Source organism: Mesorhizobium sp. CA8, from assembly GCF_020164955.1.
In the GTDB taxonomy this organism is placed as follows: domain Bacteria; phylum Pseudomonadota; class Alphaproteobacteria; order Rhizobiales; family Rhizobiaceae; genus Mesorhizobium.
The window spans coordinates 63,470-75,736 of the sequence record NZ_JAIUHG010000023.1 but is presented as its reverse complement, the minus strand read 5'-3'; the positions used below and the strand labels follow the sequence as shown (position 1 = coordinate 75,736).

Here is a 12,267-nt window from a genome sequence, read left to right as displayed (position 1 = left end):
TCCATCTCAGCTCCGGCCAAACGTCTGTTTCGCCAGCAGGATAGAGTTGACCAGCTCCTGGTCTTTGTAGGGTTTCGCGAGCAAAGGAACATCCGCCGGCAGATCGCCGATTGCCTTGGTGTCGGCGTATCCGGTGATGATGACCGCAGGCCAATCCGCCTTGAGGTTGCGCGCAAATCGGATCACGTCCAGACCTGAAACGAGCGGCATGGCAAAATCGGTGACGATCACGTCGAAATCCTGCGGCGCCTTCTCGATCCTGGCCAGCGCCTCGGCGCCGCCGGCTGCGCATGTCACATCGAAGCCGCTTTGCCTCAACGACGCCGCCGTCAACTCGCGCAAGGCATCGCTGTCGTCGACCAACAGGATCGACGGCTGGGCGCCGTTGCCGTTCATGCGAGGTTGGCTGACCTGGCGCTGCTCGACCGACCGGGCCGGTTGCTTCAATGATCGCGGCAGCCACAGGTGCATCGCCGTGCCTCGCCCGACAACGCTCTCGATCCGAAGCGTGCCGCCCGACTGCTTCGCAAACCCGTAGACCGTACTCAGGCCCAGGCCGGTGCCCTTGCCGACGGCTTTCGTCGTGAAGAAGGGCTCAATGACTTTCGCCACGAGATCGGCCGGAATGCCCGAGCCGGTATCGATGACCGAGATGACGACATAGTCGCCCGCCCCCAGTTCGTCGGAGCGACCGTCGGTCGTGCGATTTTCAGCGCATATCGTGATCGAACCGCCTGTGGGCATTGCGTCGCGCGCGTTGAAAACCAGGTTCATGAGGGCGAGTTCGAGCTGGCCTGCGTCCACCAGCACCGGCCAAACCGAATTGTCGATTTGCCATTCGAAACGAACCAGGCCTCCGAGCACCGGCCCGACGAGCCCGTAGAGCGGCTCCACCAGCGTCGCCAGTTGCAAAGGTTCGGGCTTCAGATGCTGACGCCGGGAGAAGGCGAGCATGCGATTAACCAGGTCGGCGCCTTGTTTGGCCGAGCGCCTTGTAAGGTCGAGCACTTTTTTTCCCTGCTCGTCGAGCGCGGTGCTGCGCTCGAGCAGCCCGAGCCCGCTGAGGATTGCCGCAAGCAGGTTGTTGAAATCATGGGCAAGTCCGCCGGTAAGCTTGCCGATGGCGTCAAGACGCTGCGCCTTGAGCAGCCTGTCTTCCAGCTCGCGCCGCTCGGTGATGTCGAGCAGCGTGCCAACAATTTCGTCCGTATTTTCCAGGGGATTATGCAGGATGATGCCCTGGTCCAGGAAACTTCGGTATTTGCCATCCGCGCACTGCCATCGGAATTCGCAGCTATAGGAGCCGGCCGCTTTGGCGCCACGCAGCGCGGCCTCGACATCGGGCAAGTCGTCCGGATGCACACGACTAAGGCCAAAGCCGGGTTCCGATGTTAGCCGCTCGGGAGAAAATCCCGTCAATCGCTCGATCCCGCTGGTGACGAAGCTGGCGTCAAAAGGCGGTTCGAGGGATCGCGCATGAAAACATACCGGCACCGATTGCAGGATGGCCTCCTGGCGCTGCTCGGCGGCACGCAAGGCTCGTTCCGCCTCGAGCCTCGACTTTTGCGACTCCAGGGCCCGCTCCAGCAGTTTCTGCTCCACAATCGCCTTGCGCTGGATTTCCAGGGTTTTCTCGTGCAACTCGACGAACACGGCCACCTTCGAGCGCAGCATGACCGAATCGAAGGGCTTGAAGACGAAGTCGACCGCGCCGGCACCATAACCGCGCAGCATGTGCGCTTCTTCCTTGTTGATCGCGGTCAGGAAGATGATGGGGGTGCGTCTCGACTGCTCGCGTTGGCGGATCAATGAGGCGGTCTCGTATCCGTCCAGCCCCGGCATCAGCACATCCAGCAGGATGACGGCGAAGTCTTCTTTCAGAAGGAACCGCAGCGCCTCCTCGCCAGTGTGCGCACAAACGACTTCGCCCACTCCGGCCAAGACTTCGCTGATCGCCATGAGATTGCGATCGTCATCGTCAACGGCGAGGATCCGGGCGCCTTCTGTGACCTCCGGCAAGGCTGGCTGATGCTCGGGCTTGGTCTTCAGCATTCTTTGCATCGACGAACCGTCACATGACCGCCAGGAGCTTTTCCGATGGCTGCGCGTGTTGTCTCGACCGCCCGATCCAGACCCGGAGCAGCGCGAGCAGAAGGTCGAGATCCACGGGCTTGGCTATGTAATCTGAAGCACCCGCATCAAGGCACTTTTGCCGGTCGCCTTTCATGGCCTTGGCGGTCACCGAGATCAGAGGGACGTGCGCGATTGGCGGCATGCCCCGTATCTGCCGCATGGTCTCATAACCGTCCATCTCAGGCATCATGATGTCGATGAGCGCGACGTCCATGTCTGGATTTTGCTCGAGCAGCGCGATGCCGTCGCGACCCCGCTCGGCATGCAAAACCTGGATGCCATATGTTTCGAGCACGCTGGTCAGCGAATAGATGTTGCGAATGTCGTCGTCGACGATGAGAACTTTGGCGCCGGCAAGATCGGACCTATCCGATCGTGGGGAGGCTGCAGCCCCGTTGGTACGACTATCCCGCGGCAGGGTTGCCGACATCAGCAGCGCCAACTGGCTAAAATTCTCGGCACGGGCAACATCCGCCAACTCCGGTCTCAGCCCGATCAGTTGCTCGAGGGCTTCCGGATACGGTGCGAAGAACACAAGCTTGGATGACAGGCTCTCGAGCGAGGCCGCGATTCCCTCGATCATCTTGGCGTTGTCCTTGCCCGACCTCCCGAAGCCCAGCACGATCGCGTCATAGGTGTCGAAGTCTATTCCCCGGCCATTTGCGGCGATCCGGCCGACAGGCGTGACGGACGTGACGCCATCGCGGATCGCTTCGACCAAGGCAAGCCGCCGCTCGGGATCGGCATCCACGATCAGGACATTGCGCTGCAGGCGCAATTTGCTCGAATGAATGTCCTCGAACACCTTCATGAGGTCGTCCGATGATGCCGGCTTTGTCGAGACGCTGGCGGCGCCATTGCGCAACAGGCCCGCCGTATCTTCCGCACCCGAGATGACGTGTATCGGGATGCCTGCGGTCTTGGGGTCGTGCCGCAGAAGATCGAACAGCACCCAGCCATCTATATCCGAAAGGCCGAGGTCCAGAGTGATTGCATCCGGCACCAGCTTCCTCGCCAGCGCCACCGTCCCGGAGCCCGCGGTGGACAAGACGCCCTTGAGGCCTGCCGAGCGCGCCATGCCCAGTAACAGTCCCGCAAAGGTGGGATCGTCCTCGACGATCAGCACGACCCGGTCTTCAGGAGAAAGCGCATCCCGGTCGTCGATCAGTTCGGGAACCGAAACACTGCCCGTGGGAACCATCACGTCCTGTTCGACGATCACGGGTTGCGGAACCGCCCGCGGACCTTCGATGGGGATGACGAGCGTGAATGTCGAACCCTTGCCGGGGGTGCTCTCAACCCTCAGTTCGCCTCCCAGCAGCCGCGCGATCTCACGGCTGATAGACAGGCCAAGCCCGGTGCCGCCATATTTTCGGCTGGTGGTGCCGTCGGCTTGCTGGAAAGCCTCGAAAATCAGCTTCTGCTTGTCCTCGGGAATGCCGATGCCGGTATCCGTGACCGCGATGGCCACCGCCTTGGGCGCCTGAACACCGTTGCGCCGCCCGGTCTTCTCGGGCCTGAAGGTGAGGCTGACCTCACCGGTCGATGTGAATTTGAATGCATTCGACAACAGGTTGAGCACAATTTGCTGCAGCCGCTTCTCGTCGGTGCGCACCGTCTCCGGAAGGCCCGGATCAAGTTCTATGGTGAAGCCCAGTCCCTTGTCGGCGGCCAACTGACGGAATGTACGTTCCATGTGCTGACGAAGATGCGCCAGCGGCATATCATTGATCTCGACGGAAACAGTACCGGACTCGATCTTCGACAGATCGAGAATGTCGTTGATGAGGCTAAGCAGGTCAGTTCCGGCCGAATTGATGGTCCGGGCAAACTCGACTTGCTTGTCGTTAAGATTGCCCTGCTGATTGCTGGCCAGCAGATTCGAGAGGATGAGCAGCGAGTTCAGCGGTGTGCGCAGCTCGTGGCTCATATTGGCCAGAAATTCGGATTTGTACTTGGAGGTCAGCGCGAGCTGTTCGGCTTTCTCCTCGAGCGCCCGCCGAGCCATTTCGATTTCCAGATTCTTGTTCTCCACCTGCTTCTTTTCGTTTTCGAGCAGCTGGGCCTTTTCCTGGAGTTCTTCGTTGGTGGCGTGCAGTTCCTCCTGCTTCTTCGTCAGTTCCGTCTGGCGCGCCTGCAATTCAGAGGTCAGAAGCTGCGACTGTTTGAGCAGACCTTCGGTGCGCATCGTCGCCGCGATCGTGTTGAGCACGATGCCGACCGATTCCATCAGCTGATTGAGGAACGACTGGTGCGTATCGCGAAATTCGCTGAAGGAGGCGAGCTCGATCACCGCCTTGACCTCGTCTTCGAAGAGCGCGGGCAGGATGATGACATTGGCCGGCGCGGCGTTGCCGAGGCCGGTTGTGATGCGCAGGAAGTCGGGCGGCACATTGTCGAGGACGATCGCACGCTTGTCGGCAGCGCTTTGGCCGATGAGGCCCTCGCGCAGGTCAAGCCGCTGCTTCATCGAGGCCTTGCTCTCGGCGCCGTAGGACGCCGCAAGCTCGAGATAGGACTCGTCCTCTTCCCGGTTGGTCACGTAAAACACGCCGTATTGCGCGTTCACCAGTGGCGCCAGCTCAGACATGATCAGGCGCGACACCGTCGCCAGATCGCGCTCGCCCTGCAGCATGCGCGAGAACCGCGCCAGATTGGTCTTCAGCCAGTCCTGTTCGGCATTCTTGAGCGTCTGATCCTTGAGGTTGCGGATCATCTCGTTGATGTTGTCCTTGAGCGCCGCCACCTCGCCTGACGCCTGGACGCTGATCGAGCGCGTCAGATCACCCTTGGTCACCGCGGTCGACACTTCAGCGATGGCACGCACCTGGGTCGTGAGATTGGCTGCGAGCTGATTGACATTGTCCGTCAGGTCGCGCCAGAGCCCGGCCGCGCCCGGCACGCGAGCCTGGCCGCCAAGCTTGCCTTCGATGCCGACCTCACGCGCGACGTTGGTGACCTGGTCGGCAAAGGTAGCGAGCGTCTCGATCATGCCGTTTATGGTATCGGCCAGTGAGGCGATCTCGCCCTTGGCATCGACAGTGAGCTTGCGGCGCAGATTTCCCTGCGCCACCGCGGTCACGACATCGGCGATGCCGCGCACCTGGTTCGTGAGGTTGGTGGCCATCAGATTGACGTTGTCGGTAAGGTCCTTCCAGGTGCCGGCAACGCCCTCGACGCGAGCCTGGCCGCCGAGCTTGCCCTCGGTGCCGACCTCGCGCGCCACGCGCGTCACCTCCCCGGCAAAAGAGTTCAGCTGATCGACCATGGTGTTGATCGTCGATTTCAGCTCCAAAATCTCGCCCTTGACGTCCACGGTGATCTTTTTCGACAGATCGCCGCGTGCGACGGCGGTGGTCACTTCGGCGATGTTACGCACCTGGCCGGTGAGGTTTTCGGCCATGGAATTCACGTTATCGGTGAGATCCTTCCAGGTGCCGGCGACGCCGCGGACCTGGGCCTGGCCGCCCAATTTGCCCTCGGTGCCGACCTCTCGGGCGACTCGGGTCACCTCTCCGGCGAATGAGTTCAACTGGTCGACCATGGTGTTGATCGTCGACTTCAGCTCCAGAATCTCACCCTTGACGTCGACGGTGATCTTCTTCGACAGATCGCCGAGTGCCACGGCGGTGGTCACTTCGGCGATGTTGCGCACCTGACCGGTCAAGTTCGCGGCCATGGCATTCACATTGTCGGTCAGATCCTTCCACGTGCCGGCCACGCCGCGAACCTGCGCTTGCCCGCCCAGCTTGCCATCCGAGCCGACCTCGCGCGCAACACGCGTCACTTCCGATGCAAACGAGTTGAGCTGGTCGACCATCGTGTTGATGACGTCCTTGATCTGCAGGATCTCGCCCAGCGCATCGACCGTGATCTTCTGGGTCAGGTCGCCGGTGGCAATCGCGGTCGCGACCTTGGAGACGTCACGCAGCTGGACCGTAAGATTGCCCGCCATTGCGTTCACATTGTCGGTCAAATCCTTCCAGGTGCCGCCGACGCCTTCGACGTGGGCCTGTCCGCCAAGCTTGCCTTCCGAGCCGACTTCGCGCGCCACGCGCGTCACTTCCGAGGCGAAGGAGTTGAGCTGATCCACCATCGTGTTGACGGTGTCTTTCAATTCCAGGATTTCGCCCTTGACGTCGACAGTGATCTTCTTCGACAGGTCGCCGCGCGCGACGGCCGTGGTGACTTCGGCGATATTGCGCACCTGGCCTGTAAGATTGGCAGCCATCAGGTTGACGCTGTCGGTCAGGTCCTTCCAGGTGCCGCCGACGCCTTTCACGTCGGCTTGGCCGCCAAGCTTGCCTTCGGTGCCAACTTCGCGGGCAACGCGCGTCACCTCCGATGCGAAAGAATTGAGCTGATCCACCATGGTGTTGATGGTGTCCTTGAGCTCCAGGATCTCGCCCTGGACCGCCACCGTGATCTTCTTCGACAAATCGCCAGACGCGACCGCCGTCGTCACTTCGGCGATGTTGCGAACCTGCCCGGTCAGGTTTTCGGCCATCGAGTTCACATTGTCAGTCAGATCCTTCCACGTGCCGGCGACACCACGTACCTGGGCCTGGCCGCCCAGCTTGCCCTCGGAACCGACCTCGCGCGCCACGCGCGTCACTTCCGAAGCAAACGAGTTGAGCTGGTCCACCATCGTGTTGATGGTGTTCTTCAGTTCGAGAATTTCACCCTTCACGTCGACGGTGATCTTCTTCGACAGGTCGCCGAGCGCGACGGCCGTTGTCACTTCGGCGATGTTGCGAACCTGCCCGGTCAGATTTTCGGCCATCGAATTGACGTTGTCGGTAAGGTCCTTCCAGGTGCCACCGACACCCTCCACGCGGGCCTGACCGCCGAGCTTGCCTTCGGTGCCGACCTCGCGCGCCACGCGCGTCACTTCCGAGGCGAATGAATTGAGCTGGTCCACCATCGTGTTGATGGTGTTCTTGAGCTCCAGGATCTCGCCCTTCACGTCGACGGTGATTTTCTTCGACAAATCGCCCGAGGCGACGGCCGTGGTGACCTCGGCGATATTGCGGACCTGCCCTGTGAGATTGGTCGCCATGGCATTGACGTTGTCCGTCAGGTCTTTCCAGGTGCCGGCCACGCCCTTCACCCGCGCCTGGCCACCCAGCTTGCCTTCGGTGCCCACCTCGCGGGCAACGCGCGTAACCTCCGAAGCGAAGGACCCCAACTGCCCGACCATCGTGTTGACGACCTTGCCGATACGGAGAAACTCGCCTCGCAGAGGCCGACCGTCGATCTCCACCATCATGGTTTGTGACAGATCGCCCTTGGCAACCGCACCAATGACGCGAGCCACCTCCGTGGTCGGTTGGACCATGTCCTCGATCAGATCGTTGACGGAGCGGACGCTTTTTTCCCAGCTGCCTGTGGCATTGCGCACATGGCCGCGCTCACCGATCCGCCCATCCTTGCCGACCATCCTGCTCAGCCGCTCGAACTCGCGCGTGACCTGATCGTTGATCTCCACGATCTGGTTGAAGGTCTCTGCGATATCGGAATCGAGCCCTTCATAGACATTGTCGATGCGCACAGAGAAGTCGCCCCGCCGGAAGGCTTTGAGGGCGTTCAAAATCTGGCGGCGGTCCAACTGCGGTTTGGATCTCAGCGTACTCACAGCGCCCCCTCACAGCCCTGGCGGATAACGATCAAGACTTGTCGTGAATGAAAAATTCCCCTCGCGGACACACTCCCGCGAGGGCCACAACGCCCGAACCGTATTTCGGTTCCATTTTATGAGCGGCGACATCTTCGTTGAGCGCCGCGTGGCGAATAGACGGACGCCGATCCTGCCAAAATCGAAAATCGGGCCGCTGCTCCCTCCAGGTCTTGACGAAAATAGGCGCGCCTGTTGAGACATTGGAGCAAATGGAGACATTGGCTCCATCGGAGATGAGCAGGCGGGTGGGCAGGCTTTGAATGGCGTTTTTCGATTGCTTGCCGCGGCGATCCTGGCCTCCGCCGTGACCGGATGCACGAGCATTTCCTATTATGCGCAGTCGTTGGAGGGCCATGTTGAGATCATGGCGGCGCGCAAGAATGTTGCGAAGCTAATCCGTGACCCCTCGACGCCGGAACCATTGCGCGCCAAGTTGACGTCGGCCAGCGCCATACGCCGCTTTGCCACGGAAGAACTGGCGCTGCCCGATAACAATAGCTACCGCAGTTATGTCGACGTCGGTCGGAACGATGTGACGTTGGCGGTCTTCGCCGCGCCGCAATTCTCGCTTGCGCCGGTAACATGGTGCTTTCCGGTATTCGGCTGCGTTCCCTACAAGGGTTATTTTTCGCGGAAAGACGCGCTCGAAAATGCTGCTGAGCTGCAGCGACAGGGGCTGGACGTCTATGTGACAGGTATCACGGCGTACTCCACGCTGGGCTGGTTCAGTGATCCGCTGCTGAGCACCATGCTGCGTCAGAACGACACCTACCTGGCAAGTCTTATCTTCCACGAGCTGGCGCATCAGAAAATCTATGTGAACGGCGACTCCGCGTTCAACGAGGCTTTCGCGGTTTCCGTCGAAACCACCGGTACGAGGAAATGGCTCCGTGCCACCGGCAATCGCGCCGGATTGCGCAGCTACGAAGCCGATCGCAAGCGCAAGGCAGATTTTCTCGAACTGATATCGAAAACGCGGGACGAGCTGAGGCAGGTTTACGGGAGCCCGCGTAGTAAGGAGCAGATGGCCGCGGCCAAGGCAGCCACGATCGACAGGCTGCGGGCGCGCTACCGGCAGATGCGCGACAAGCGCTGGGCCGGATACCGTGGATACGACGCCTGGTTCGATAGCCCCATCAACAACGCAAAGCTCGCGGCGACGGCCGTCTACGGCGAAGAGGTTCCGGCGTTTCTCCGCTTGTTCGACTTGTGCTCGGGCGATTATCCAAGATTCTATGCTTCCGTTCGGCGGATTGGGAATTTGCCTGCACCTTCCCGAGCCGAAGCGCTTAGGACCGTGGCTGCGTGTCATTGATCATGTAAGGGATCGGCATTCGGAGGCCGCGCGGGCAATGTTGGACAATTATGAGGTGGACAGGTTCGGCGTGATCCACCAGATCGATTTCACACCGATCAAATACGACAAGAAATACATCTCCTATTACGAGGACCTGAGCGACCGCACCATCAAGCTCGGCTATCAGCGGCTTGGCTGGGTGCTCGGCATCACCGGCGAGATTCCTCGCTCGGTGCTGGAAATCGGATATGGCACGGGCACGTTCATCGAAGCCGCGAAGATAACCGGAGTCGCCGACTGCGCCGGCTGCGATATCGCCGAGTTTCCCCTGCCCAAGGGTGTCCGCTTTGTCAATTGGCATGAGGCGCTCGCCGGCACCTGGGACCTCGTCGCCATGTTCGACGTGCTGGAACATATCCCGGATCTCGGTTTCCTTTCCCGCCTTCAGACCCGCCACCTAGCTGTCGCCGTCCCTTATTGCCGCTGGCGCGAGCTCGGCGCCGACGGCGACGCGTGGTTCCGGACGTGGCGCATGCGCCTGCCCAACGAGCATCTGCACCATTTCGACCGTGACTCGCTGGTAGCGCTCCTAGCGCATAGCGGCTTCGAATGCGTGACGCTGAACTGTTTCGAGGACGGGATTAGGCTGCGGCTGGGAGAAGCGGGTCCGAACATTTTGTCGGGCTTCTTCAGGAAGCCGTAGGCCGGCGGCCCTGCCGACATATCTTCTGATGAACCCGGTAGCGGAACTGGCCGAGCGGATGAGAGCGGTTCTTGCCACTCGGTTTCAGCCATCCGAATGAGCGCAGGAATGATCCGTCCGCATTGCCTTCCGCGCCGGCTCGCACAATAGTCGGGCCGATGTTCGAGGCGATTGCGAGTCACTGGTCGACGCTTATCCTGATCCTGTCGCTGGCGATGGCGGCGGTGGGCAGCGTGCATGCCATCATGACGAAGGAGGACGTGCGCGCGGCCACCGGCTGGGTGGGCGTGATGCTTTTGTCGCCCTTCCTCGGCGCGATCATCTACGCCATTGCCGGCATCAACCGCATCCGCCGCGCGACGATCAGCGCCATGCGCCCAGTCTCGCCGGAGGCCGCCGCCGCGAGGCATGACCGGGACGTTGCGCTGGAAGCCTTGATCAACGCCGAATTCGGCCAGCGTTTCACCGGGCTGAAGACGCTGGGCGACAGGGTCGCGCGGCGCCCGCTCACCTCGGGAAACACCATTGCGGTGCTCAAGACCGGCGACGAGGCCTATACGGCGATGTGCCGTGCGATCGACGCGGCGCAACGGAGCGTGCTTCTGGAAACCTATATCTTCGACAATGACGCGGTCGGGGCGCTTTTCGTCCAGTCGCTCGGCAACGCCGTCAAGCGCGGCGTCACTGTGCGCGTGCTGATCGACGCCGTCGGCGTGCGCTACTCGGTGCCCAGCATCCTAAAGCAGCTCAGGGAGGCCGATGTCACCGTCGACCTCTTCAACGGCAACATCGTCATGGGCCTGAGACTTCCCTATGCCAATCTCAGGACCCACAGGAAAATCCTGGTCGTCGACGGCAGGGTGGCGTTCACGGGAGGCATGAACATCCGCAAGGGATTCTCGGCCGAATTGGCCGGTTCCGACAGTTCGCGCGACACCCATTTCGAGGTCACCGGGCCGGTGGTGGCCGATCTGTTCTCGGTTGCCGCCGAGGACTGGCGCTTCGCCGGCAACGAGGCGTTGAAAGACGGACCCTGGCAGGTCGAGCGCGCCGTGCCGCCACCGGGGCAGCCGATGCTGGTGCGCGCGGTGGCGACCGGGCCAGACGCGTCCAACGAAACCAACCTGAAGCTGCTGATGGGCGCGTTCTCGGTCGCCCGCAAGTCGATCCGCATCATGTCGCCCTATTTCCTGCCGGACCGGGAGTTCATCAGCGCATTGACCACCGCCGGCCGGCGCGGCGTCGAAATCGATATCGTCGTGCCGGCGGTGAACAATCTTTTCCTCGTCGACCATGCGATGACGGCGCAGTTCGACCAGGTTTTGAAGCACTATTGCCGCGTCTGGCGCCATGAAGGCTCGTTCGACCATTCGAAGCTGATGGCAATCGACGGCGTGTGGGCCTATGTCGGCTCTTCCAATCTGGACGCCCGCTCGCTGAGGCTGAATTTCGAGATCGACATGGAAGTGCTGGATAAAAATTTCGCCGCCCAGATCGACGCCCGCATCGCGGCCGCCATCTCGACCGCTCAGCCGGTGACGCTGCAGACGCTGAAGGCAAGGCCGTTCGCAATCCGCGTCTTCGACCGTTTGCTGTGGCTGGGATCGCCCTATCTTTAGAGCAGGAAATCGAGCAGCAGGATCATGGAGATAGACGACATCAAAGGACGCAGCCTCCCCGAGACCGTGCTGCTCTCGATCCGCAGCAGAAGCGCGCGCAAGGCGAAGGCGACGCCGCGCAAGCGCGTCAACGACACGGAAATCGTCGTTGCCTCCTACAACGTCCACAAATGCGTCGGCACCGACCGCAAATTCGACCCTGAAAGAACGGCGCGCGTCATCCGCGAAATCAGCCCCGACGTGATTGCGCTACAGGAGGCCGACAATCGCTTCGGCGACCGGGCCGGGCTGCTCGACCTGGCCCGCCTGGAGCTGGAAACGGGGCTGGTGCCGGTGCCGGTCAGCGGCAACGGCAAGGGGCATGGCTGGCGCGGCAATGTGCTGTTGTTCAAGCGCGGCACCGTGCGCGACGTCCACCAGATCAAGCTGCCGGGGCTGGAGCCGCGCGGCGCGCTGGTCGCCGAGATCGATCTTGACGAGAAACGGGCGCTGCGCGTCATCGCCGCCCATCTCGGCTTGCTGCGCCGCTCGCGTTCGGAACAGGCCCGGGTCGTGCTCGACATCATGAGCAGCGCCGACGAGAGGCCGACGCTGCTTCTGGGCGACCTCAACGAGTGGCGGCTCGGCAACCGCTCGGCGCTGAACACGCTGCACACGACCTTCGGCCCGACGCCGGCGGTCCCTACTTTCCCGTCGGGCCTGCCGCTACTGGCGCTCGACCGCATCATGGGCAACCGGCACGACCTGGTTTCAGGCGTCGAGGCGCATGACACGCCGCTGTCGCGGGTCGCCTCCGACCACCTGCCGCTGACGGCCTTCGTGCATCTTTGAGATGGGC

The 12,267-nt window shown here is 61.8% G+C and carries 7 protein-coding genes; 4 read left to right on the top strand and 3 right to left on the bottom strand.

Going from position 1 to position 12,267, the window contains the following annotated elements; translation table 11 throughout:
* Nucleotides 1-6: 6 nt before the first annotated feature.
* The 3 genes from LB553_RS22725 to LB553_RS22715 form a co-directional block, all read right to left on the bottom strand.
* Nucleotides 7-2,052 (bottom strand): response regulator, encoded by a 2,046-nt coding sequence (locus tag LB553_RS22725; RefSeq protein ID WP_224516536.1) that lies wholly within the window; start codon nt 2,050-2,052, stop codon nt 7-9.
* A 19-nt stretch (nt 2,053-2,071) separates the two neighbouring features.
* Complete coding sequence (locus LB553_RS22720) at nt 2,072-7,723, bottom strand: HAMP domain-containing protein (RefSeq protein ID WP_318011518.1); 5,652 nt, start codon at nt 7,721-7,723, stop codon at nt 2,072-2,074.
* A gap of 76 nt (nt 7,724-7,799) precedes the next feature.
* Nucleotides 7,800-8,165, bottom strand: coding sequence for a hypothetical protein (locus LB553_RS22715; protein ID WP_224516575.1), 366 nt, complete (start codon nt 8,163-8,165; stop codon nt 7,800-7,802).
* On the opposite strand from LB553_RS22715, the gene LB553_RS22710 reads away from it, so the two are divergent.
* From LB553_RS22710 to LB553_RS22695, 4 genes are all read left to right on the top strand, one after another.
* Entirely contained in the window at nt 8,067-9,125 is a 1,059-nt protein-coding gene (locus LB553_RS22710) for an aminopeptidase (protein WP_224516534.1), read from the top strand. The two genes, LB553_RS22715 and LB553_RS22710, sit on opposite strands and share 99 nt — an antisense overlap.
* Before the next feature lie 37 nt (nt 9,126-9,162).
* A complete protein-coding gene (locus tag LB553_RS22705; RefSeq protein WP_224516533.1) occupies nt 9,163-9,810 on the top strand; it encodes a class I SAM-dependent methyltransferase in 648 nt (215 codons plus the stop codon).
* A 158-nt stretch (nt 9,811-9,968) separates the two neighbouring features.
* Nucleotides 9,969-11,429 carry a phospholipase D-like domain-containing protein gene (locus tag LB553_RS22700; RefSeq protein WP_224516532.1) on the top strand — a complete coding sequence of 487 codons (1,461 nt, stop codon included), beginning with the start codon at nt 9,969-9,971 and terminating at the stop codon, nt 11,427-11,429.
* Nucleotides 11,430-11,453: 24 nt separating this feature from the next.
* Entirely contained in the window at nt 11,454-12,260 is an 807-nt protein-coding gene (locus LB553_RS22695) for an endonuclease/exonuclease/phosphatase family protein (protein WP_224516531.1), read from the top strand.
* Nucleotides 12,261-12,267 lie beyond the last annotated feature (7 nt).